19 protein-coding genes are annotated in these 23409 nt (G+C 73.5%); 9 read left to right on the top strand and 10 right to left on the bottom strand.

The window, feature by feature from the left end; genetic code table 11:
• Positions 1-118: 118 nt before the first annotated feature.
• On the bottom strand, positions 119-3055 hold the full coding sequence (locus tag ACWGE1_RS02105) for an FAD-binding and (Fe-S)-binding domain-containing protein (protein WP_453418634.1): 2937 nt from the start codon (positions 3053-3055) through the stop codon (positions 119-121).
• A gap of 41 nt (positions 3056-3096) precedes the next feature.
• Positions 3097-3549, bottom strand: coding sequence for a MarR family winged helix-turn-helix transcriptional regulator (locus ACWGE1_RS02100; protein WP_453418633.1), 453 nt, complete (start codon positions 3547-3549; stop codon positions 3097-3099).
• Positions 3550-3681: 132 nt separating this feature from the next.
• Here ACWGE1_RS02100 and ACWGE1_RS02095 point away from each other — a divergent pair, with 132 nt between their 5' ends.
• The 3 genes from ACWGE1_RS02095 to ACWGE1_RS02085 all read left to right on the top strand — a co-directional run bounded on the left by ACWGE1_RS02095 (position 3682) and on the right by ACWGE1_RS02085 (position 7479).
• Positions 3682-5544 carry an ABC transporter ATP-binding protein gene (locus tag ACWGE1_RS02095; protein WP_453418632.1) on the top strand — a complete coding sequence of 621 codons (1863 nt, stop codon included), beginning with the start codon at positions 3682-3684 and terminating at the stop codon, positions 5542-5544.
• A 63-nt stretch (positions 5545-5607) separates the two neighbouring features.
• Positions 5608-6471, top strand: a complete 864-nt coding sequence (gene mltG, locus ACWGE1_RS02090) for an endolytic transglycosylase MltG (RefSeq protein ID WP_453418631.1) — start codon at positions 5608-5610, stop codon at positions 6469-6471.
• 189 nt (positions 6472-6660) lie between these two features.
• Positions 6661-7479 carry a hypothetical protein gene (locus ACWGE1_RS02085; protein ID WP_453418630.1) on the top strand — a complete coding sequence of 273 codons (819 nt, stop codon included), beginning with the start codon at positions 6661-6663 and terminating at the stop codon, positions 7477-7479.
• A 16-nt stretch (positions 7480-7495) separates the two neighbouring features.
• On the opposite strand, the gene ACWGE1_RS02080 is transcribed toward ACWGE1_RS02085, so the two are convergent.
• The 5 genes from ACWGE1_RS02080 to ACWGE1_RS02060 all read right to left on the bottom strand — a co-directional run bounded on the left by ACWGE1_RS02080 (position 7496) and on the right by ACWGE1_RS02060 (position 12343).
• A complete protein-coding gene (locus ACWGE1_RS02080; RefSeq protein WP_453418629.1) occupies positions 7496-8611 on the bottom strand; it encodes an FAD-dependent oxidoreductase in 1116 nt (371 codons plus the stop codon).
• Between the two features lie 120 nt (positions 8612-8731).
• On the bottom strand, positions 8732-10114 hold the full coding sequence (locus ACWGE1_RS02075; RefSeq protein WP_453418628.1) for a cytochrome P450: 1383 nt from the start codon (positions 10112-10114) through the stop codon (positions 8732-8734).
• A 182-nt stretch (positions 10115-10296) separates the two neighbouring features.
• Positions 10297-11016, bottom strand: a complete 720-nt coding sequence (locus ACWGE1_RS02070) for an HAD family hydrolase (RefSeq protein ID WP_453418627.1) — start codon at positions 11014-11016, stop codon at positions 10297-10299.
• A 45-nt stretch (positions 11017-11061) separates the two neighbouring features.
• Entirely contained in the window at positions 11062-11541 is a 480-nt protein-coding gene (locus ACWGE1_RS02065) for an Lrp/AsnC family transcriptional regulator (protein ID WP_453418626.1), read from the bottom strand.
• A 25-nt stretch (positions 11542-11566) separates the two neighbouring features.
• Positions 11567-12343, bottom strand: a complete 777-nt coding sequence (locus tag ACWGE1_RS02060) for a YoaK family protein (protein ID WP_453418625.1) — start codon at positions 12341-12343, stop codon at positions 11567-11569.
• Between the two features lie 52 nt (positions 12344-12395).
• Between ACWGE1_RS02060 and ACWGE1_RS02055 the strand changes: the two genes are divergently transcribed.
• Genes ACWGE1_RS02055 through ACWGE1_RS02045 form a run of 3 tightly spaced genes read left to right on the top strand, consistent with a single transcriptional unit; the run spans position 12396 to position 14987 of the window.
• A complete protein-coding gene (locus ACWGE1_RS02055) occupies positions 12396-12989 on the top strand; it encodes a histidine phosphatase family protein (RefSeq protein ID WP_453418624.1) in 594 nt (197 codons plus the stop codon).
• A gap of 51 nt (positions 12990-13040) precedes the next feature.
• Positions 13041-14549 (top strand): APC family permease, encoded by a 1509-nt coding sequence (locus tag ACWGE1_RS02050; protein WP_453418623.1) that lies wholly within the window; start codon positions 13041-13043, stop codon positions 14547-14549.
• Between the two features lie 9 nt (positions 14550-14558).
• Positions 14559-14987 (top strand): universal stress protein, encoded by a 429-nt coding sequence (locus ACWGE1_RS02045; RefSeq protein WP_453418622.1) that lies wholly within the window; start codon positions 14559-14561, stop codon positions 14985-14987.
• Positions 14988-15108: 121 nt separating this feature from the next.
• Here ACWGE1_RS02045 and ACWGE1_RS02040 read toward each other — a convergent pair whose 3' ends face one another.
• The 3 genes from ACWGE1_RS02040 to ACWGE1_RS02030 form a co-directional block, all read right to left on the bottom strand.
• Positions 15109-16389: a cation:proton antiporter domain-containing protein gene (locus tag ACWGE1_RS02040; protein ID WP_453418621.1), complete on the bottom strand. Its 1281-nt coding sequence runs from the start codon at positions 16387-16389 to the stop codon at positions 15109-15111.
• Positions 16376-16996 carry a flavin reductase family protein gene (locus tag ACWGE1_RS02035; RefSeq protein WP_453418620.1) on the bottom strand — a complete coding sequence of 207 codons (621 nt, stop codon included), beginning with the start codon at positions 16994-16996 and terminating at the stop codon, positions 16376-16378. The genes ACWGE1_RS02040 and ACWGE1_RS02035 overlap by 14 nt, the downstream gene beginning before the upstream one ends.
• 84 nt (positions 16997-17080) lie before the next feature.
• Positions 17081-18685: a tryptophan halogenase family protein gene (locus ACWGE1_RS02030; RefSeq protein ID WP_453418619.1), complete on the bottom strand. Its 1605-nt coding sequence runs from the start codon at positions 18683-18685 to the stop codon at positions 17081-17083.
• Positions 18686-18859: 174 nt separating this feature from the next.
• On the opposite strand from ACWGE1_RS02030, the gene ACWGE1_RS02025 reads away from it, so the two are divergent.
• The 3 genes from ACWGE1_RS02025 (at position 18860) to ACWGE1_RS02015 (ending at position 23407) form a co-directional block, all read left to right on the top strand.
• Entirely contained in the window at positions 18860-19861 is a 1002-nt protein-coding gene (locus ACWGE1_RS02025; RefSeq protein ID WP_453418618.1) for an AfsR/SARP family transcriptional regulator, read from the top strand.
• Positions 19862-19994: 133 nt separating this feature from the next.
• Complete coding sequence (locus tag ACWGE1_RS02020) at positions 19995-21506, top strand: aldehyde dehydrogenase family protein (protein ID WP_453418673.1); 1512 nt, start codon at positions 19995-19997, stop codon at positions 21504-21506.
• The gene (locus ACWGE1_RS02015) at positions 21503-23407 is read left to right on the top strand and encodes a non-ribosomal peptide synthetase (RefSeq protein WP_453418617.1); all 1905 of its coding nucleotides are present in this window, start codon (positions 21503-21505) and stop codon (positions 23405-23407) included. Before ACWGE1_RS02020 ends, ACWGE1_RS02015 begins: the two co-directional genes overlap by 4 nt.
• Positions 23408-23409: the final 2 nt, after the last annotated feature.

The raw sequence follows: 23409 nt of genomic DNA, 5'->3' as shown, positions 1-23409 counted from the left end.
CGCCTTCCGGTCCGGCACCGGGCAATCGATTTTCCGTGGACGGCCACCTGCGGCCAGCAGGTTTACGGCGCGGGAGGCCGGCGTGGCACCTGGTCAGGGGGGTCGCACGCCCCGGCGCTCACGGGCGGGTGGCGTGCTCCAGTTCGAGCAGGGCCGAATAGTAACTGCGCCCCGTCGCCCGGTCCATGCCCACCTCGCACATCCGGTTCGCCGACAGGTGCGCGTCGAAGGCCCGCGCGGTCACCTCCGCCGCCTCGCGCGCCGTCGCGGAGGCCGTCAGCTCCGGGTGCAGCATGCCCCGGTCGCCCGCGAAGGCGCAGCAGCCCGCGTCGTCGGGGACCACCACCTCCTCGGCGCAGGCCTCCGCAACCGTCCGCAGCCGGTCCTCGTCGCCCAAGTGCCGCATCGAGCAGGTGGGATGGAGCACGGCCGAGCCCACCGTGCGCCGGACCTCCAGCCGCGGCAGCAGCTCCTCGGCGGCCCACACGATCGAGTCGAGGACCCGCAGCTCCGCGTGGAGGGCCCGGTTCTCCGGGGTGAGGTAGGGGACCACCTCGCGCGCGATGCCGAGGGTGCAGGAGGAGGCGTCGACGACCAGGGGCAGCCTGCCGCCGGCCGTCCAGCCCCAGGCCGCCTCGACGATCCGGTTGGCCATCACCCGGGTGCCGGCCTCGTAGCCCTTGGAGTGCCAGATCGTCGCGCAGCAGGTGCCGCCGACGTCCCGGGGGATCCATACGGGCTTACCGGCGCGCTCCGACACGGCCACCACGGCCTCCGGCAGGGAGGGGCCGGGCCGGCCCTCCGGATCCCCGAAGATCCGGTTGACGCAGGCCGGGTAGTACACGGCCGCGGCGCCCACCCGCCGGGTCTCGGGCAGGTGCCGCTCTGCGGCGCCGGGGAGCTGCGCCAGCCACTGCGGAACCAGGTCCGGACGTACGGCCCTGCGCGCGGCCCCGGTCACCGCCTCCAGCAGCCGGTCCCCGACCCGGGAGGGGACCAGGTCGGCGGCGGCCACGGCCAGCCGGGCGGCGGACTCGGCGCCCGAGAAACGCCGTGCGGCCAGCGCGGCGGCGGCCTCCCCGCGCGGGCTGTGCCGGCGGTGGCGGAACTCCTTCATCAGTGCCCCGGTGTCGATGCCGACCGGGCAGGCGAGCCTGCAGGTCGAGTCGGCGGCGCAGGTGTCCACCGCGTCGTAGCCGTAGGAGGCGAGCAGGCCGTCCAGCACGGGGGAGCCCGGCTGCTGGCGCATCATCTCGCGGCGCAGCACGATCCGCTGGCGCGGAGTGGTCGTCAGGTCCTCGCTGGGGCAGGTCGGTTCGCAGAAGCCGCACTCGATGCACGGGTCGGCCACCGCCTCCACCTGCGGAATGGTCTTCAGGCCGCGCAGATGGGCCCGCGGGTCACGGTCGAGGAGGATGCGCGGGGCGAGCACCCCGTCCGGGTCGACGAGCCGCTTGGTGCGCCACATCAGCGCCGCGGCCGCGGGGCCCCATTCCAGTTCCAGGAAGGGGGCCATGTTGCGGCCCGTGGAGTGCTCGGCCTTCAGGGAACCGTCGAAGCGCTCCACGGTGAGCCGGCAGAAGGCTTCCATGAAGGCCCCGTAGCGCTCGACGTCGGCGGGATCGGCGGCGTCGAAGGCGAGCATGAAGTGCAGGTTGCCGTGGGCCGCGTGACCGGCGACGGCCGCGTCGAAGCCGTGCTCCGCCTGGAGCGCGAGGAGCGCCTGGCAGGCTTCGGCCAGCCGGGACGGCGGCACCGCGAAGTCCTCGGTGATCAAGGTGGTGCCCCGGGCGCGGGCCCCGCCGACGGCGGTGACGAAGGCCCTGCGGGCCTGCCAGTAGCCGCCCACGGTCTTCGGGTCGCTGGTGAAGGCGTTGGTGACCGAGGCCACCGGGGCGACCAGGCCGAGTCCGTCGAGGACCCGGGCGGCCCGGCGCGCGCAGGCGTCCCGGCCGGCCCGGTCCGGCGCCCGGAACTCCACGAGCAGGGCCGCGGTCTCCCGGGGCAGGTCCGCCCAGTCGGCGGGCACCCCCGCGACCCTGACCGAGGCGCGCAGGGTGTTGCCGTCCATCAGCTCGACGGCGATGGCGCCCGCCTCGTTGAAGAGGGGGACGGCCGCGGCCGCCGCGGGCAGCGAGGGGAAGAACAGCAGGGCGGAGCAGAGCTCGCGCTCCAGCGGGAGGGTGTCGAAGACGACCTCGGAGATGAAGCCGAGGGTGCCCTCCGAACCGACCATGAGTCCCCGCAGGATCTCGACGGGGGTGTTGCCGTCCAAGTAGGCGTCGAGGCGGTAGCCGTTGGTGTTCTTGATCTCGTACTTGGCGCGGATCCGGGCGACCAGCGCGGGGTCGGCCTCGATCTCCCGCTTGATCGCCATCAGCCCGTGGCACAGGGCGGGTTCGGCGCGCGCCAGTTCCTCGTCGGCCAGCGGGTCGGCGGTGTCCACGACGGTGCCGCCGGGCAGGACGAAGGTGAGGGAGGAGAGCGTGCGGTAGGAGTTGCGCGTGGTGCCCGCGGTCATGCCGGACGCGTTGTTGGCGACGACCCCGCCGAGGGTGCAGGCGATCGCGCTGGCCGGGTCCGGGCCCAGGATCCGGCCGTGCCGGGCGAGGGTCGCGTTCGCCCGGGCCACGGTGGTGCCGGGCCGGATCCGGGCCCGGCGGCCCTCCTCCAGCACCTCGATCCCGGCCCAGTGACGGCGTACGTCGACCAGGATGTCCTCGCCCTGCGCCTGGCCGTTGAGCGAGGTCCCGGCGGCGCGGAAGACGACCTCGCGCTGTCGGCCGTGGGCGTACGAGAGCACCGCGGACACGTCGTCGATGTCCTCGGCGATCACCACGACCTGGGGCACGAAGCGGTAGGGGGAGGCGTCCGAGGCGTAGCGGACCAGGTCGGAGACCTTCCACAGCACCTTCTCCGGGCCGAGCAGCTCGGCCAGCTCGCTGCGCAGCGGCTCCGGCGTGCCTCCGGCCCGGTGCCCGGGTACCCGGTCGGGGGCGGGGCCGCTGATGCTGCGCGGGCGCAGGGCCCCCGGCTTCGGTTCCAGCAGCGGCATGTGCGACCCCTCGCGTCGTCGAGGCCCACGGGTGGCCTACTTCAGCAGGTGCGCTCCGCCGGGGCGTCCGACAGGGCGTTCAGCAGACCGCCGAGCACGTCGCGCTGGTCGGCGGTCAACGGAGCCAGGATCTCCTCCGCCGCGTCGGTTCGCGCGTTGCGCAGACGGCGCAGCGTGGCGCGGCCGGTGTCGGTGAGTTCGATCCTGATGACGCGGCGGTTCGCGGGATCGGGTGCGCGACGTACGCAGGCGGCCGCTTCCAGGCCGTCCACGAGCGTGGTCACCGCGCGGGGGACGACTTCCAGGCGCGCGGCGAGATCCGCCATCCGGGGTGCCTGGTCGCCCTCGTAGTGCGAGACGAGGCGCAGCAAACGACCCTGGGCGGGAGTGATCCCGAGCGGCACCATGTGGCGCTTCTGGATCCGGTGGAGCCTGCGCGTGAGGCGCAGGAGCTGTTCGGCGAGGAGGCGATCGCTGTCGGAGGCGGAGCTCATGCGGGAACAATATCAGGATGCCGTTCATTGTGAGCATAGGTAACAATGACCTGTGCTCCAATGGCCCCGACCGTGCCGGAGGGGACTGCGCGAAGACCCCGACCCCGACTCCTGACCCCCGAGAGGGTGCCCATGCCTCACGACGAACCGAAGTGGATCCCATCGAAAGACCCCCTCGACCCCGCCCGCCCCGCCCCGGCGGAGCAGCCGAGGGAGCTGCGCCGCATCGTGGCGCTGTTCCGGCCCTACCGCGGCCGGCTCGCCGTCGTCGGCCTGCTGGTCGGCGCCTCCTCGCTGGTCGGCGTCGCCTCGCCGTTCATGCTCCGCGAGATACTCGACGTCGCGATCCCGCAGGGCCGCACCGGGCTGCTCAGCCTGCTCGCGCTCGGCATGATCCTCACCGCGATCGTCACCAGCGTCTTCGGCGTGCTCCAGACCCTGATCTCCACCACCGTCGGCCAGCGCGTCATGCACGACCTGCGCACGGCCGTCTACGCTCAGCTCCAGCGGATGCCGCTGGCCTTCTTCACGCGGACCCGCACGGGCGAGGTCCAGTCCCGCATCGCCAATGACATCGGCGGCATGCAGGCCACCGTCACCTCCACCGCGACCTCGCTCGTCTCGAACCTGACGGCCGTCGTCGCCTCCGTGGTCGCCATGCTCGCGCTCGACTGGCGGCTCACCCTCGTCTCGCTGCTCCTGCTCCCTGTCTTCGTGTGGATCAGCCGACGGGTCGGCCGCGAGCGCAAGAAGATCACCATGAAGCGGCAGAAGCAGATGGCCGCCATGGCTGCGACGGTCACCGAGTCGCTCTCGGTCAGCGGCATCCTCCTCGGCCGCACCATGGGCCGCTCCGAATCCCTCACCTCCGCCTTCGCCGCGGAGTCCGAGAAGCTCGTCGGCCTGGAAGTGCGCTCCAGCATGGCCGGGCGCTGGCGGATGTCCACCATCGGCATCGTGATGGCCGCGATGCCCGCCCTCATCTACTGGGCGGCCGGCATAGCCCTCCAGACGGGCGCCCCCTCGCTCTCCGTCGGCACCCTCGTCGCCTTCGTCACCCTCCAGCAGGGCCTGTTCCGGCCCGCCGTGAGCCTGCTGTCGACCGGTGTGCAGATACAGACCTCACTCGCGCTGTTCGCCCGCATCTTCGAGTACCTCGACCTGCCCGTGGACATCACCGAGCGCACGGACGCGGTGCGTCTGGACCGCGCCAAGGGCGAGGTCACCCTGGAGGACGTGCACTTCGCGTACGACGCCAAGAACGGTCCGACCCTCTCGGGGATCGACATCACCGTCCCGGCCGGTGGCTCCCTCGCCGTGGTCGGCCCGACCGGCTCCGGCAAGAGCACGCTCAGCTATCTGGTGCCCCGGCTCTACGACGTCACCGGCGGCCGGGTCGCCCTCGACGGGGTGGACGTGCGCGACCTCGACTTCGACTCGCTGGCCCGCTCGATCGGCGTGGTCTCCCAGGAGACCTACCTCTTCCACGCCTCGGTCGCCGACAACCTGCGCTTCGCCAAACCGGACGCCACCGACGAGGAGATCACCGAGGCGGCCCGCGCGGCCCAGATCCACGACCACATCGCCTCCCTGCCCGACGGGTACGACACCCTGGTGGGTGAACGCGGCTACCGGTTCTCCGGGGGTGAGAAACAGCGCCTGGCCATCGCGCGCACCATCCTGCGGGACCCGCCGGTGCTGATCCTCGACGAGGCCACCAGCGCCCTGGACACCCGCACCGAGCACGCCGTCCAGCAGGCGATCGACAACCTCTCCGCGGGTCGCACCACCATCACCATCGCGCACCGCCTGTCCACCGTCCGCGATGCCGACCAGATCGTGGTCCTGGACGCCGGGCGCATTGCCGAGCGGGGCACCCACGAGGAGCTGCTGAAGTCGGACGGACGGTACGCCGCCCTGGTCCGCAGGGACCGGGACGCCGCGCTGGCGCCCGAGCCGCCCGAGGGAGCCCAGCTCGCTCCGGTGAATGTGTGACCGTATGACCGGCGCACGGGTCGGATGTCGGAAATGTGGCGAATCGCGGGTTAGCGTTCCTGCATGCGTCATGAGTACCGGCCGCCGCAGCGCCGTTCCCGGCTGACCCGCCGGGGCCGGCTGGCGCTCTTCCTCGGCACGCTGATCGCGATCGGGGCGGCCGTCCTGATCCCCATACTGCGCGGTGGCGAATTGCCGGAAACGCCACGCCGGCTGCTGATCCCCGAGGGGTGGCGGGCCCCGCAGGTGTACGCCGCGGTCGACCGCGAGCTGAGGCTCCCGCCGGGTTCCACGAAGGCGGCGGTGGCCACCGCCGGGCTGGCACTGCCCGCCGAGGCCAAGGGCAATCCCGAGGGCTACCTCTTCCCGGCGGCGTATCCGGTGACCTCGAAGTCCACCCCGGCCACGCTCCTCACGCACATGGTGCGGACGGCGAACGAGAAGCTCGCCACCCGGGCCGTCGCCGAGGGCGGCAAGGCCCACGGGATGACCCCGTACCAGACGGCCACCCTGGCCAGCATCATCGAGGCGGAGGCCGAGGGTCGGGCCGACATGGGCAAGGTCGCACGGGTCGTGCACAACCGGCTGGCGAAGTCGATGCCGCTCCAGATGGACTCCACCGTCAACTACGCGCTGAACCGCATCACCGTGGACACCACGCTGAGCGACACCCGGATCGACAGCCCCTTCAACACGTACGAACGCCAGGGGCTGCCGCCCACTCCGATCGACAGCCCGGGACTGCAGGCCATGGCGGCCGCGGTCGCGCCGACCCCCGGGGACTGGCTGTTCTTCGTCACGGTCAAGCCGGGGGACACCCGCTTCTCGGCGACCTACGAGGAGCACAAGAAGCACGTGGCGGAGTTCAACCGGCTCCGCGCCCATGCGGGCTCCCGCGCAGGTCAGGGAGGCGCCACCGGGAAATGAGAGGCGCCGGGTCCGGAAGCGGCCCTACGATCGACCGCCTGCCGGACGCGTGCACCGAGGGGGCGAGCCGTGAAGTGGCCATGGAGAGCGAACGCGAGAGCGGAAGCGGAAGCAGGAGCGGGGGCGGGAGCCGGGGCGCAGTCGCCGCAGAGCGCACCCGCCGACGAGGTCCCGGACGCTCCACCGCCGGTGTCCGCCGCCGAGGCGGCCGCCGCGGCCGCCGAGCGGGCGGCACACCTGCGGATCGTCCAACGGTGGGGCCGCAGTGCGGCGGCATGGCACCAGTGGCTGAGCCGCTCCCCCGTCGGAGTCGACCTGCTGCACTGGTGGTTCGACGAGGCCGAGCTGACGGCTCTGGTCGGTGAGGACCGGTACGTGGAGCGGCTGGCCGAGCTGCTCTCGGAGGCGGCGCCGCGCGACATCGCGGCCATGGGGCTCGGCTGCAACCGGGACGTCGAGCGGGCCTGCCGCTTCGCCGGGGTCTGCAGTCTGGATCCCGTCGTGCCGCCGGGCGGAGAGATCTCCAGCTATCGCTTCGGAGAGGTGCCCGGGGCGTGCAGCGGCTTCATCGACTGCTGGTCCAAGCACGAGATCGAGGTGGACTTCACCGCCGGTGACCGCCACCGCTCGGTCCTGCTGTTCCGCGGAGGTCCGGACGAGGCACGGCTCTGGGTGGACGGGGTGCCGGTGGGGGAGGGCAGGTGGCTGGACAAGGGCGGCCGCTGGGAAGAGGAACGCTTCTTCGTCATCCGCATCGAGGGCCCGGAGGACCATCCCCGGCAGGGGCTCGGCCACATGGGCGCCCACCTCTACGCCATCGTCTCGCTCCTGGTCCATGACGCGGAGCGGCGCATCACGCACCTCTTCGTCCCGGACCCCACCGAGAACTGGACCGAGCCCGTCCTGGGCGTGCGGGACGGGACGGGTTACGTGTACGCCACCCCGGAGGCGCGTACGGCGGGCACCCCGGACCGGGAGTTCCCCGTCGATCCCGCCCCGGCCGGGTGAACCCCCGGCGGCCGGGTCAGGCCACGGGCGCGCCCGCCCGCTCGCGCGCGAGGAGCCGGCGGATCTCACGGACCGCGGCGCCGCCCGCGCGGTTGGCGCCGATGGTGGACGCCGACGGGCCGTAGCCGACCAGGTGGATCCGCTCGTCGCGCACGGCCCGGGTCCCCTCGACCCGGATGCCTCCGCCCGGCTCGCGCAGACGCAGCGGGGCCAGATGGTCGACGGCCGCGCGGAATCCGGTGGCCCACAGGATGACGTCCGCGTCCGCGCGGCTCCCTTCGGCCCAGACGACGCCCGTGGCGGTGATCCGGTCGAAGACGGGCCGCCGGTCGAGCACGCCCGAGGCCAGACCGGCCCGGACGGCTTCGTTCAGCGGGAGTCCCGTCACGCTGACCACGCTCTGCGGCGGCAGCCCCCGGCGCACCCGCTCGTCCACCAGCGCCACCGCGGCCCGGCCCTCGGCCTCGCCGAAGCTCCCGTCGCGGAAGACCGGTGGCCGCCGGGTCACCCAGACGGTCCCCGCCGCGACCTCGGAGATCTCCAGCAGGTGCTGCACCGCCGAGGTGCCGCCGCCCACGACGATCACCCGGGCGCCGGTGAAATCCTGCGGCCCCGGGTAGTTCGCTGTGTGCAGCTGGCGGCCGCGGAAGGTCTCCTGGCCCGGGTAGCGCGGCCAGAACGGCCGGTCCCAGGTCCCGGTGGCGTTGATCAGGGCCCGGGCGGACCAGACGCCGGCCGAGGTCTCCACGCGCAGCCGCCCCGCGTCCCCCTCGCGTACGGCGGAGACGTCCACGGGGCGCCGGACGCGCAGGTCGAAGTGGTCCTCGTAGGCGGTGAAGTACTCCCCGATCACCTGGGACGACGGCCGCAGCGGGTCGGCGCCCGTCAGCTCCATGCCCGGCAGGGCGTGCATGCCGTGCACCCTGCCGTAGGTGAGGGAAGGCCAGCGGAACTGCCAGGCGCCGCCCGGGCGGGGTGCGTGGTCCAGGACCACGTGGTCGAGCCCCGCCCGCGTCAGGTGGTAGGCGCTGGACAGGCCCGCCTGCCCGGCGCCGACGACCACCACGTCCACGTCGGCGACCGCACCCGCCGCATTTGCCGCATCCACCGGCACGTCCGTGCCCCGCGTCATGTTGTTCACGGTTCTACTAACTTGCGCTGGCTCCGGGATCTTCCCGGGCCCCGTCGCCCGCCGGCTCAGGGCGCGAGCAGCCCGCGGGCCGCTCGCGTCGGGCAGAGAAGCCCCGGAGGGTCAGCGGGGGACGCCCCGGTCGTGCGGTCCGGCGGGGCGCAGCGTCGCCAGGACCGGGCCGGTGGGCTGCAGGGTGAGCCCCGGGAAGACGCCGACCCGTTCGCTCCCGCTGTCCAGGTGGAACCGCTGGGCCAGCACGGCCAGTACCAGCGCGGCCTCCACGAGTGCGAACCGTGCGCCGAGGCAGGCCCGAGGGCCGCCGCCGAAGGGGAACCAGGCGTGTTCGGGCACCGGATGCGGGGCGTCCTCGTCCCACCGCTCGGGGCGGAAGGCCTCCGGGTCCGGGAACCAGCGGGCGTCCCGGTGCACGGACCAGGGGCTGGTCCACACCGAGGTCCCGGCCGGGACCGCCCGCCCGCCGAGCGTCGCTCCCTCCGTGGCCACGGCCGAGATCAGCCAGATCGGCGGATAGATCCGCAGGGCCTCCTTGACCACCTGCCGGGTCCAGGGCAGGAGCGCGTAGTCGTCGTACGTCGGCAGCCGTCCGCCGAGTACCCGGTCCAGCTCCTCGGTGAGCCGGGCCCGGGCCCCGGGTGCTCCCGACAGCAGCTGCCAGGCCCAGGTCAGGGTGGTCGAGGTGGTCTCGTGGCCGCCGATGTACAGGGTGATCGACTCGTCCCGCAGCTCCCTGCGGGAGAGCGGGCCGCCGTGTTCGTCGCGGGCCGCGAGCAGCCGGCTCAGCAGGTCGTCCCGCTCCGCGCCGGCGCTCGACGACGCCTCGTGCTCCCGTATGACGTGCTCGATCTCCCGGTCGAGCACCGCCACGGCCGCCCGCATCCGGCGGCGTCCGGGAGTGCGCACCCAGGGCGGCAGGAAGAGCGTCAGCCCCCGGAACTCCGCCCCCAGTTCCCGCTGGGCCGTGGCCATGGCCGCGCTGATGGGCGCCTCCCGGCCGGCGGCGTCGCTCCCGAACAGCGTGCGTACCGCGATCCGCTGGGTGAGCCCGGCCATCTCCCGGTGCACGTCGATCCGTTCGCCCGCACGCCAGCCGTCCGCCAGGGCGTCGGCGCACTCCACCATCGTGGCGGCGTACGAGCGCACCTGGCGCGGCCGTACGGCGGGCTGGACCAGTGCCCGTTTGCGCCGCCAGTCGTCCCCGGTGGCGACGACCACCCCGTTGCCCAGCAACTGGCGGAAGGCCCAGCCCAGTTCCGTCGGCCGGAAGGTGGACTCGACGGCTCCCAGCAGTTCGCCGGCGTGCTCGGGCCGGGAGACCAGGATGTTGCGCTGCGGGCCGAGCGCCCAGGGCACCCAGTCCCCGTAGTCGTCGCGCAGGGATTCGAAGAAGGCCAGCGGATCGCGGGCGAAGGCGGGCAGGTTGCCGAGCAGTGGCCACCGGCGCGGTCCGCCGCTGCGGGTGTCCGGGGGGAGGGTCGCGGTCACGCAGGCATGGTGCCAGCCGCCCCCGCGGGCCGCCAGAGAGCCGACAGGGTCTCCTCGGTGGGGTCGGGCCGGGCCGGGTCCGGGTGGTGTACCGGACGGGGGCCGCCGGCGCCGGTGGCCCGGCCCCGCGGGCGATTGCCGCCGTCGGGCGCGCCGGCGCGCAGCTCTTCCGCCCGGTGCCGTCAGTGGCGCGGTAGCCCTGCTCGGCCGCCCGGCCCGGCCCGAAGACCGAGATCCCCGCCCGTCAGCCAGTCGTACGCCGCGTCCGCGCTGAACTGCGGCTGTCCGCCCGGGAAGAGGAGGTCGGCGGAGGAGAAGGCCGGGTCCCCGGCGACGTCCGGTGCGTACGGGATCGCCATGCAGCGCATGCCCGCGGCGCGGGCGGCCCGCGCGCCCGGCGCCGCGTCCTCGACGACCACGCAGTCGGCGGGCACGGCGCCCAGCCGGCGGGCCGCCTCCAGGAACACGTCCGGAGCGGGCTTGCCGTGCGCGACCTCCTCGGCGGAGACCGCCGTGGTCAGCAGCGCGTCCAGTCCGGTGCCCGCCAGTACGGCGTCGATCGCCTCGAGCGAGGAGCCGGAGGCCACCGCCGTCGCCACGCCCTCGGTGCGCAGCCGCTCGACGAACATGCGCATCTGCGGGAAGACCTCGGTCCGGGTGCGGGCCAGCTCCAGATAGGTGGCGTTCTGCTCGGCGAGCAGCTGATCGACCGGCGCCGGGATCCCGTACCGGTCCCGCAGGATCTCCAGCGTCTCCCTCGTACCGATGCCGATGAAGCGGGAGTGCTGCTCCCAGGTGAAATCGGGGACGCCGTGCCGTTCCAGGGTGCGGCGCCCGGACTCGTAGTAGTTCGGCTCGCTGTCCACGAGGGTGCCGTCGAGATCGAATATGACGGAAATCATCCGCAGTGCCCGTCCTGCCGGTCGTGTCCTGTCTCGGTAATCCTGTCAGGGTTTAGCGGCATTCCGGCCCACGGATTCGACGAGCGGCAGCAGCCGGTGCGGCACCCGCTCGCGCAGGGCCACCTCCGTGCGCGTGCGGACCACGCCCGGGAGCTGGATCAGCCGCTGGATCACGTCCTCCAGGTGCCCGTTGTCCCGGGCCGCCACGCGGGTCAGCAGGTCCCCGCCGCCGGTGATCGAGAAGGCCTCGATGATCTCCGGTACGGCGGCCAGCGCGTCACCCACGTCGTCCAGGTGCCCCTGGGTGACCTCGATGTGCACGAAGGCCAGCACCGGGTGGCCCAGCGCGGCGGGGGAGAGCACCGGTCCGGTTCCGGTGATCACGCCCGTGCGCTCCAGCCGGTCCAGCCGTGCCTGCAGGGTGCCGCGCGCGACGCCGAGGATCCGGGCGTACTCCCGGACGCTGGTGCGCGGCTGCTCGATCAGCAGGCGCAGGATTCTGGTGTCGAGCTCGTCCACCGCCACGCCTCGACTGTACCAATGGCCCCGTTCACCCCGATCGTTCCCGGCCAGGTGCCGTCCCGGTGTGCAGCTGGGGCTGCCCCCGGTAGACCAGGCCCACCACCAGCACCGCGGCGGCGGTCGGCAGCAGCAGCCAGCCCACCATCCAGCCGGCCCGGACCAGCAGCGCTCCGAGGACCCCGCCGGCGAACATCGCGAGGACGGACAGGCCGCGCAGCGTCCAGCCGGCCGTCCCGTATCCGTAGATGGCGTCCCGCCCCATGGCCGAGCCGCCGAGGAAGGCGGTCATGGACCGGGTGACCAGCGTCGTCGGAACACCCGGCACGTTCGCCCGCATGATCGTCGTGTTGCGCAGGCCCATCGCCAGGGCCAGGACCGCCGTCACCGCCAGGTGCCGCGGGGTCGGCGAGCCGTACTGCGGCGCCAGCCCCCACGCGGCGGCCGCGGCCACCAGGATCAGTCCGGCCTCGACGATGAGGCCGATGACGAACCAGCGCCTCCCGCGGGCCTCCGACACGGCCTCCAGATGGGAGCCGCAGAACACACCGAGGACGAACGCGGCCAGCGAGATCCCGGCGGGCAGCGTCGGCAGGTCGCCTGCCCGGGCCGCACCGAAGGCCAGGAACAGCACGTTGCCGGTCTGCATCGCCGTGAAGACGGGCCCCAGCGCGAGCAGGCTCACCGCCTCGATCACCCCGGTCACCGCGGTCAGCGCGACCATCAGCGCCGGCATGTGCGGCGGGAGCTGCGAACCGGCCGCCCGCCCGGCCTCCCGCTTCTCGTCCATGACGTCCGACAGTGACACGCCCGGCGGGATCCCCCGCCGCCGACATGCCGGAAGGCATAGGGTCCGAAGGATGAGTGACCTGTTGCTGGTGAGGCACGGCGAGACCGCCTGGAGCGCGAACGGGCGGCACACGGGACGCACCGACATCCCGCTGACCGCCCCCGGGGTCGAGGAGGCCATCTCACTGGCCCCCTTCTTCCGGGACCGGCAGCCGGCCCTGGTGCTCACCAGCCCGCTGCGCCGGGCCGTCGCCACCGCCGAGCTCGCGGGACTCACCGGTGCGCACACCGACCCCGACCTGTACGAATGGGACTACGGCGGCTACGAGGGCGTCACCACCGCGGAGATCCGGCGGACCACGCCCGACTGGTCCCTGTGGACCCACGGCGTTCCGCCCGGCGACGCCGAGCACCCCGGCGAGAGCGCGGCCCAGGTGGGTGCCCGCGCGGACCGCGCCCTCGCCCGCGTCGCCCCCGTGCTCCGTGCGGACGAGGGGAACGTGGTGCTCGTCGCCCACGGCCACTTCCTGCGCGTCCTCACCGCCCGCTACCTGCGCCTGGAGCCCGAGCACGGCCGGCTGTTCCTGCTGCGCACCGGCACCGTCAGCGTGCTCTCCACGGAGCACGGCCTCCCGGTGATCGCCGGCTGGAACACCCGCCCCTGACCCCGGGTTCCTCGCCTCGCGCGGCGGTGCCGTCTGCGTGACCATTCGTACATGAGTCAAGACGGTGCGGGGGACGGACCCGGGGCGCCCACCCAGGAGGTGGGGCTCAAAGCCAACGCGATCGGGTTCCTCGACGCGCTCGTCATCGGCCTGAACTCCACCTCGCCGGCCTACTCCCTGGCCGCCGTGCTCGGGCCGATCGTCGCCCTGGTAGGGATCTACGCGCCGGGCGTGATGCTGGCCTCCTTCGTTCCCATGCTGCTCATCGCCGCCGCCTTCTACTACCTCAACAAGGTCGACCAGGACTGCGGGACGACCTTCTCGTGGGTGACCCGGGCCATGGGCCCCTGGGCGGGCTGGCTCGGCGGCTGGGCGATCGCCATGACGGGCGTGCTGGTCATCGGCTCGCTGGCGGACGTCGCCGTCAACTTCGGGCTGCTCGCCGTGGGACTCGACGACTGGGCCGCCAACGCCTGGATCCGGCAGGGCCTCACCGTCGCGGTGATCCTGGCGATGACCGCGATCTGCGTCATCGGCACCGAACTCTCGGCACACCTCCAGGACATCCTCATCCTCGCCCAGGTCTTCTTCCTGCTGGCCTTCGCGGTGGTCGCCATCTACCGCATCTACGCGGGCACCAGCACCCTGGAGGAGATCGAGCCGAGCATCAGCTGGCTCAACCCCTTCGGCGCCGGCGGCGCCGCCCTCACCGGCGGACTGCTGCTCGGCGTGTTCATGTACTGGGGCTGGGAGTCCGCGGTCAACCTCACCGAGGAGGTCGAGAACTCCGCCACGGCGCCCGGCAGGGCCGGAATCTGGTCGACGGTCATCCTCCTGGTGACCTACCTGTCCGTGTGCTTCGCGGTCGTCGGCTACGCGGGCACCACGTTCCTCGCCGAGAACGCGGCCGAGGAGGAGGCCATCTTCGCCGTGCTCGCCCATGAGGTCATGGGCGGCTGGGACTGGGTGGTGCTTCTCGCCGTCTGCACCTCCGCGCTGGCCTCCACCCAGACGACGATCATCCCCGCCTCCCGTACCGCCCTGTCCATGGCCCGCCGGCACGCGCTGCCGCCCCACCTCGCGCACATTCACCCGAGGTTCCGCACCCCGGACGTGAGCACGTGGTGGGTGGCCGGGATCGCCATCGGCTGGTACCTCGTCGTCAACCAGATCAGCGAGAACGCGCTCCTGGACTCCCTCACCGCGCTCTCCCTGCTCATCGCCTTCTACTACGCCCTCACCGGCCTCGCCTGCGCCGTCTACTACCGCCGCCACCTGAGGGAGAGCCCGCACAACCTCCTGCTCATCGGCGTCGGCCCGGTGGTCGGCGCCGGCCTGCTGATCTGGCTGCTGATCGAGTCGATCGGCGACATGTCGAACCCGGAGAACTCGGCGAGCGGCGTCTCCTGGTTCGGACTCGGCCCGCCGCTCGTCATCGGGATCGCCATCGCCCTCGTCGGCGTGCTCGTCATGTGCTTCTGGCGGGTACGGGACGGCCGGTTCTGGCAGGAGCGCCGCGGAGTGGTCGACCCGGCCCTCGTCCACACCCGCAAGCGCTGAGGAGTCCCGATGTCCGTGGTCCTCGGATACGACGAATCACCCGGCGCCGCGCGGGCCCTGCAGGTCGCGCTGGAGGTGGCCACCGCCTTCGGCGAACCCCTCGTCCTCGTCTACGGGGCGGCCGCCCCGGGCCCCACCGGCGAGGAGTCCCGCGCCCACCGGGAAGCCGTCCGCCAGGCGGGCCGTACCGCCCTCGCGCACGCCGTCCAGGAGGCCGACGCCGCCGGGGTGCCCTCGACGGTCGAGGTGGCCGACGAGAAGCCGGCCCAGGCACTGCTGGACGCCGCCGAACGGCACGGCGCCCGGGTCATCATCGTCGGCAGCTGGGGCGACAGCCCGATGCGGGGCGCCCTGCTCGGATCCACCCCGCACAAGCTCCTGCACCTCTCGTCGGTCCCGGTGCTGTGCGTACCGACCGAGCGCGCGCCCGGACGCTGAGGGCCCGCGGCAGCCGATGGCCGCGGGCAGCCGAAGGCTCTCGGCGCCGGGCCGGAGGGTGCCCGCACAGCCGTCGTGGGCCGCGCCTCGGCTCGGACACCCGTCCGGTCCCGGCCGGCCGTCAGGGGCCGGAGAGGACGTTCTCGGGCTCGGCCTTCGCCGGGGCCCGGTGCCCGACCTCCTTCCCGGCGCGGAGCCCGGTCAGGGCCGGGCTGGTGATCGCCGTCGTCACCAGGGCCATCAGCACCAGCATGGTGAACAGCTGGGGCCCGATGACGCCGAGTTCCAGACCGACGTTGAGCACCACCAGCTCGGTGAGCCCCCGGCAGTTCATCAGGGCGCCGATCGACAGGGACTCCCGCCAGGATCTTCGGCACAGGCGCGCCGCGGCCGCCGCGCCGCCCCATTTGCCGAGGAAGGCGACGCCGAGGACGGCGGCCGTCCAGAGCCACAGCTCCGGCGACGCCGTCAGCCCCCCGATGTCGGTGCGCAGCCCGGTGTGCACGAAGAACAGCGGCAGCAGCACCGGCACGGTGAACGCGCGCAGCCGGGCCGCCGAGGCCTCGATGCGCTGCCCGGTGCGCGGGGTGATCACCCCGAAGAGGAACGCCCCGAACAGCGCGTGCACCCCGATCCGGTCGGTGGCCAGCGCGGACACGCTCAGCCCGCTGAAGAGCGCGACCAGCACCGCCGCGTCACCGGCCCGGTCGGCGCGGGCCGCCCAGCGCGCCAGCAGCGGCCGTACCGCGTAGAGCATCACCAGGGTGAAGCCCACGGCGAGCCCGGCGGTGGTCAGCGCCTCCATCGGGAACCCTGCCGATGCGAGGGCCACCACGAGCGCCAGCAGGCACCAGGCGACGACGTCGTCCACGGCCGCGCAGGCCATGGCGAGGGCGCCGAGCCTGGTCCCGTACAGGCCCCGGTCGATGAGGATCCGGGCCAGCACGGGGAAGGCGGTGATGCTCATGGCCACGGCGATGAACAGGGTGAACGGCAGCCGGCCCACCCCGTCCGGCGCGAACCCGTCGTACATCGCCAGCGCAAGTACCGAGCCCAGGACCAGCGGCAGCAGCATCCCGGCCTGGCTCACGGCCACCGCGACGCGGGTGTGACCGCGCAGGCTCTTGAGGTCCAGCTCCAGCCCGACCAGGAACATGAAGGCGAGCAGCCCGAGCTGCCCGAGCACCGAGGTGTACGGCAGCACGGACGCCGGGAAGAGCCAGTGCTGCGCCTGCGGCCAGAGCCAGCCCAGCAGCGAGGGGCCCAGCAGGATTCCGGTGGCGATCTCGCCGACCACCGGGGGCTGGCCGAACCGGCGGAAGACGGCCGCTCCCGCCTGGCAGGCGAGGATGACCACCGGTACGGCGATCAGGAGCGAGGACAGCGGGTCAGCCGACGACACGGGTGCCTCCCTCGGTCGTGGCCGGGCGCAGCGCGGCGGGCGGCGCGGCGTGCGCGGCCGGCTGCGGGGCGGCGGCCGCCGCGGACCACGGGGCGTAGCGCCGCAGCCCGTACAGCAGCGGCTGCCGGTCGTCCCGTACGGTCACCCGGCGGACCTCGGCGAACACGGCCGTGTGGTCCCCGAAGCCGGCGGTTCTGACCACGGCGCAGTCCGCGACGGCGTGCGCGTCCGCCGTCAGATGCGGTCCCCCCGCCCCCAGCGGCAGCCGCCACTCGACGCGTTCGAAGCGGTCGGGCGCCCCGGAGGCGAACAGGTCCGAGATGCCCCGGGCGCGCTCGTGCAGCAGGTTGACGGCGAAGTGGCCCTCGGCGAGCAGTACCGCGAGGGTCGGGCTGGCCGCCCGTATGCACACCACGAGCGTCGCCGGTTCGAGGGCGACACTCGCGAGGGAGGTGCAGGTCAGCCCGTGCGGCACGGAATCGGAATCCAGTGTGGTGACGACGGACACCCCGGTGGGGAAGGCGGCCATGAACGGACGGAGGTCCGCCGGCCGGCTCCCGGCCGACTCGTCCGGTGCGGTGGGGTGGGGCACGGAGCGGTGGGGCATGTCTGACTCCTGAGGTGGCTGAAGCAACTGCGGCCCGGCAGCCGGCGGGTGAGCCGTGCTGCCGGGCCGTGGGAGCGGTGGGCCTTACGCGCCGCCGTGCAGCTGGCGCAGGTAGTCGTAGGCGGTGGGCAGGGTCTCCAGCAGGTTCTGCTGCTGGCGCTTGACGGATTCGAAGAGGGGTTCGGCACCGGCCACCGAGTCCGGCCGGTGCGCGAGGGAGGGCAGCGGGGCGTCCGGCTCCAGGCCGAGGCCCGCGAAGATGCAGTAGTAGCTGCCGTTGGTCCAGAAGTTGCGGAACTCGGCCTCGAAGTTGCCGTAGTACGTCGACTCGTCGGTGATCGGCGAGTTGATGGGCAGGCCGGCCTTGTAGGCGGAGATCTTCTGCTGGATGTTGTCGGGGAGGGTCAGCTTCTTGTTGGCCTGCCAGAACGGCGTGTCGTTGCGCGGCGCGTAGAAGAAGTGCGCCTGGATGAAGTCGCGGGTGTCGTCGAACATCACCTCGATCTCGTGGTTGAAGCTGTTGATCAGGCCGTCGTTGAAGGTCCTGTCCGGGAAGTGCTTGGCCAGCTGGTAGATCGCGGCGGTGATGAAGTAGATGCCCGTCGACTCCAACGGCTCCAGGAAGCAGGAGGACAGGCCGATACTGACGACATTCTTCACCCACGCCCGGCGGTTGCGGCCGACGCGGAAACGGATGTGATTGAACTTCGTCACCTCGGGGTCCAGGCCCCACATGTCCGCGAACTCGCGGGTGGCGGTGTCCTGGTCGGTGAACCTGCTGGAGTACACGTAGCCGGTGCCGAAGCGCCCCAGCATGGGGATCTTCCAGGCCCAGCCGGACGACATGGCGATCGCCGAGGTGTACGGCTCCACGCCGCCCGCCTCGTCGTCGTGCGGGACGGCCGTCGCCACCGCGCTGTCGCACAGCAGGTGGTCGCTCATGTCGATGAAGGGCTCCTCCATCGCCTGGTTGATCAGCAGACCGCGGAAGCCCGAGCAGTCCACGAACAGGTCCGCGTCCAGGGCCAGTCCGCCCTTGGTGTGCAGCGTGGTCACGTAGCCGCGGGAGTCCTGCTCCACCCGCACCATCTCGTCCTGGACGTGGTTGACACCCTGCTTCTCGGTGGCGAAACGGCGCAGGAAGTCGGCCACGAGCTGGGCGTCGAAGTGCCAGGCGTACCGGGTGGCCGGCCGGCCGTCGAGCCAGCGCGGGGCCTTCATCGCGTCCATCACCGGGGGCTCGCGGAAGCAGGCGTAGTCGAACGGCTCGGTGGTGCGGCCCTCGTACTTGCGCTTGAACCAGTAGTGCGACAGCGGCGTCTGGTCGTAGTCCGGAAGCAGCCCGAACGGGTGGTAGAAGTGGTCCGGCCCGCCGCCCGGCAGCTCACGCGCCGTCGACTCGCCCTGCCCGTCGGTCCGCCAGTTCACGAAGCGCACGGCCATCTTGAAGCTCGCGTTGCACTCCCGCATCCACTCGTCCTCGGCGATGCCCAGGTAGTCGAAGAAGGAGCGCTGCAGATTGGGCACGGTGGCCTCGCCGACGCCGATGCGCGGGATCGTCGGCGCTTCGAGCACGGTGATGTCGACCGTTCCCTGCAGCGCCTTTCCGAGGTATGCGGCCGTCATCCAGCCGGCCGTGCCGCCGCCCAGGATGACGACCTTCTGAAGCCGGGTGTCGCTGCTGGTCATGAAACAGCCCTCATTTCGGATTCGGCGGTTCGGGTGGTCGTGCTCATCAGTGTCGAAAGCCGCCCTATCACCGCTCTACAAGGCTGCGATCCAGCCGTTGTAGGGCCCTTGTAGACCCCCCGGACACACTCCTCGCAGGCAGAGCGGCAGGCTGAAAACCACCGGGAGGACGCGATGACCACCGCAGCGAACGGGACGGCGGGGCCGGCGGTACGGGTCCGCTTCCTGGGAGACTTCGAGCTGACCGTCAACGGCGCCCCCGTCCAGCGCTGGCGGGCCGGCAAGGCCCGTGGCCTGTTCCAGTACCTGGTGGTCCACCGCGGCCAGATGCTCACCCGCGACCGGCTCTACGCATCCCTGTGGCCCGGCGCCGACGCCGCCGCGGGCAGCTCCCTGAAGGTCGCCGCCCACGCACTGCGCCGGGTGCTCGACGCCCACCCCGACCGGCCCGGCGACTCCGGGATCCGGCTGGTCTACCGCGACTTCGGCTACGTCCTGCACATCACCGGGCTGTGGTCCGACCTCGACCGCTTCCAGGAACTGGTGCACACCGGCCTGCGGGCCGCCGCGGCCGGCGACGCCCCGCTCGCCCGCACCCGGCTGCGGGCGGCGCTCGGCCTGTACGGCGGCGAGTTCCTGCGCGGCGAGAGCGCCGACTGGGTCGTCGAACAGCGCGAGTACCTCCGGGCGCTCGCCCTGCGGGCCCTGGGAGTGCTGCGCGCCGACGCCGAGGCCCGCGAGGACTTCGTGGAGCTGATCGAGGTCTGCAGGCGCACCCTGGAGATCGACCGCCACCACGAGGAGACCTACCGCGCGCTGATGGCCGCACACGGCCGGCGCGGTGAACTCGCCTGCGTACGGCGCTGGTACGAGCTGTGCGCCCGCCGGATGCGCGACGAGCTGGCCGTGGCACCCGGCCCCGAGACCCAGCGGCTGCTGAGCACCCTGATCCCGGCCGCGGCGCGCGCCAGGGCCTCTGCCGCCCCCGCCTCCGCGGCCGGCGCGCCGCCCGCCACCGTGCGGGCGCTGCGGCCCGCCGCCCGCCGGGTCGCCGGGACCCCCGCCTGGAGCCCGGACGCCCGTACGACCGCCCTGGCCCGCCCCGTGCGGCGGGCCAGGCTCGACAACCGGGCAGCGGCCGCCCTGGCCCGCACGGCCGACCAGGCGACCGCGTGACGTGACATCGACCCAGCTGTTCAGCGAGCCCGCGATTCCGTGACCGAGTGAGGACCCCACCGTGACCGTGCTGACCGTGCCCACCGGGCCGCAGGACTCCAGACCGTCCGCGGCCGAGCCCAACGCGGCCGCCCTGCCGCCCCGTTACACCGACCAGTGGATCGGCGGCGCCTGGGTCGCCTCCGACACCGACGGCCGTCTGGTCGTCACCGACCCCGCCACCGAGCGCGCCCTGGCCACCGTGCCCGCGGGCACCGCCCGGGACGCCGACCTCGCCGCGCGCGCCGCCGCGGCCGCGTTCCCGCGCTGGGCCGCCACCCCGCTGCGCGAACGCACCGCACTGCTGCGCCGGGTTCTCGAAGCCATGGAGGTCCGGGCCGACCGCTTCGCCGCGACCATCACCGCCGAGGTCGGAGCGCCCGCCCGGATGGCCCGCCAGACCCACGTCGGACTCTCCCTCGGCATGGCGGCGCACTGCGTCGAGACCGCCGCCTCCTACACCTTCGAGGAGCGCGTCGGCCATTCGCTCGTCGTGCGCGAGCCCGCCGGCGTGGCCGCGTGCATCACCCCGTGGAACACCCCGCTGCTGCTCACCGTGCAGAAGATCCTCCCGGCGCTGGCGGCCGGCTGCACCGTCGTGCACAAGCCGAGCGAGATCACCCCGCTGCACGCCCGGCTGCTCGCCGAGGCCATCGCCGAAGCCGATCTGCCGCCCGGCGTCTTCAACATGGTCGTCGGCACCGGCGCCGCCGTCGGCACCGCCCTCGTCACCCACCCGCTGATCGACGTGGTCTCCCTGACCGGTTCCACCCGGGCCGGCCGCGAGGTCTCCGCGCTCGGCGCCGACAGCGTCAAGCGCGTCCACCTCGAACTCGGCGGGAAGAACGCCAGTCTCGTCCTCGACGACGCCGACCTGGCCGCGTCCGTGGCCGCCACGGTCGACCAGATGCTCTTCAACACCGGTCAGACCTGCCTGCAGTGGAGCCGGCTGCTGGTGCCCCGGGACCGCCAGGACGAGGCCGTGGAGCTCGCCGGCGCGGCCATGGACGGGTACGTGACCGGCGATCCGCGCGATCCGGCGACCGACCTCGGCCCGCTGGTGTCCGCCGCCGCCCACGCCCGCGTCACCGGCCACATCCGGCGCGGCATCGACGAGGGCGGCGCCCGACTGGTCCGCGGCGGCCCCGACCGGCCTGCGGGCCTGGACACCGGCTACTACGTCCGGCCGACCGTCTTCGCCGACGTGGACCCGCTGAGCACGATCGGGCAGGAGGAGATCTTCGGGCCGGTGCTCTCGGTCATCCCCTACGACGACGAGGAGCAGGCGGTCCGGATCGTCAACGGCACCCGCTACGGGCTGCACGGCGCGGTCTGGTCCGGCGACGGCGCCCGCGCCGAGCGGATGGCGCGCCGCTTCCGCTCCGGCCTGGTCGACGTGAACGGCGGCCAGTTCAACCCGGCCGCGCCCTTCGGCGGCTTCAAGCAGTCCGGGATCGGGCGCGAGTGCGGCACGGCCGGACTGGAGGCCTTCCTGGAGACCAAGTCGATGCAGCTCCCACAGGGCACGGGGGGCCAGGTGGTCGGTCCGCGCCTGCGGGCCACCGCGGCCGCCCGCCCCGCGGACACCGAGAGGAACGACGGATGACCGACCGGCACGCCGAGTCCGCCGGGGCCACCGCCCCGGACGCACCGGCCGACGACGCACCGCCCCGCGCGGCCCGGTCCGAACCGGACCCCGCCGCACCGGCGGACGGCGCGCTCCCGCCGCTGTTCGCCCGCCTGGAACGCTGGACGCGCGAACAGCCGGAGGAGACCGCCGTCAAGGCCTTCGACGGCACCCTCACCTACGCGGCGCTCACCGCCCGCACCGCCCGGTACGCCACCGCGCTCGCCGGGGCCGGAGCCGGCCCGGAGACCGCCGTCGGACTGCTGCTCGGCCGGTCCCGGGAGAGCGTGCCCGCCCTGCTCGCCGTCTGGAGCCTCGGTGCGACCGCCGTCCCCCTGGACCCCGCGCACCCCGTCGAGCGCCTCGGCCGCGTCCTGCGCGACGCCGGGGCCGCCGTCCTGGTCGCCCCCGAGGTGCCCACCGGGCTGGAGCCGGGCGGGATCTCCCTGCTGGCCCCCGCCGACGTCCGACGCAGGGTCCCAGGGCCGCTCGCGGTGACCGTACCCGCCCCAGACAGCTGCTCGTACCTCATCTACACCTCCGGAACCACCGGCCGCCCCAAGGGGGTCGAGGTCACCTACCGGGGCCTGGACACCTTCGTCGACGCCCTCGGCGGACTCGGCCTGCCGCCCGGCGGCCTCGGCCTCAACGCCGTCTCGCCCGCCTTCGACGGCTGGCTCTGGTGCACCCTGCTCTACCTGACGCACGGCCAGGGAGTGGCCCTCACCGACCTCTCCCTGGACGGGCTGCGACAGGCCGCCGCCGAGGGCCGCGAGCCGCTGCCCGGCGGCCTGCGCACCGTGTCCCTCACCCCGTCGCTGCTCGCCGCCCACGGCGCAGGGCTCGACTCCGCCGAGGTGGTCGTGGTCGCCGGGGAGGCGTGCCCGGCGGCCCTGGCGGAGCGGTTCGCCCGCAGCCGGCGGCTGCTCAACGTGTACGGGCCCACGGAGGTGACCATCGCCGCGACCTGGGCCGACACCCGACGGGGGGACGACGTGACCACCATCGGACAACCGCTGCCCGGCTACCGGGCGTACGTCCTGGACGAGGAGCTGCGCCCGGTTCCCGCCGGTACCGAGGGCGAGCTCCACCTCGGCGGCCCCGCCGTCGCGCGCGGCTACCGGGGCCGTCCCGGCCTCACCGCGAGCCGCTTCCTGCCCGACCCCTTCCAGGGCGGCGGCACGCGCATGTACCGCACCGGCGACATGGTGGTCCGCCGGCCGAGTGGCGAACTGGAGTACCGGGGCCGCCGCGACGACCAGGTGAAGATCCGCGGCCACCGGATCGAACTGGGCGAGGTGGAGCGGATCGCCGCCGAACTCCCCGAGGTCGTCGCCGCGGCCTGCTGCCCGCTCTCCTCGGGCCAGACCCTCGGCCTCGCCGTGGTCGCGGCCCCCGGCGCGGACCCGGCCGGACTCGCCGCCCTGGTCGTGGAGCGCTGCCGCAAGCAGCTGCCCGCTGCGGCGGTGCCGAGTACGGTCCGGGTGCTCGACCGGATCCCGACCCTGAGCACCGGAAAGGCCGACCGCGAGGCGCTGGCCCGGGCCCTGGCCGCGCCGGAGCGGGCGCCCGACGCGCAGCCGGCGGCACCGGGCGCCGGCCCGACCACGAGCGAGCGCATCGTGATGGCCGTCTGGGCCGACGTCCTCGCCACCGCGATTCCCGGCCCCGACGCCGACTTCTTCGATCTGGGCGGCCACTCCCTGGCCGCCGCCCGCACGGTGTCGGAGCTGCGCCGCATCACCGGACTGCGCGTCGGCCTCGGCGCGCTGCTGGCCGAGCCGACGGCCGCGCACCTCGCTGCGGAACTCGACCGGCTCGCCGCCGAGCGGGAGGCGTCCGCCGCCGGCCAGGCCGAAGACACCGCCGAAGGGGCCTGAGC

This window comes from Streptomyces sp. NPDC054932 (assembly GCF_053610205.1).
The sequence above is the reverse complement of the archived record's forward strand: the minus strand, read 5'-3'. Positions and strand labels throughout refer to the sequence as shown.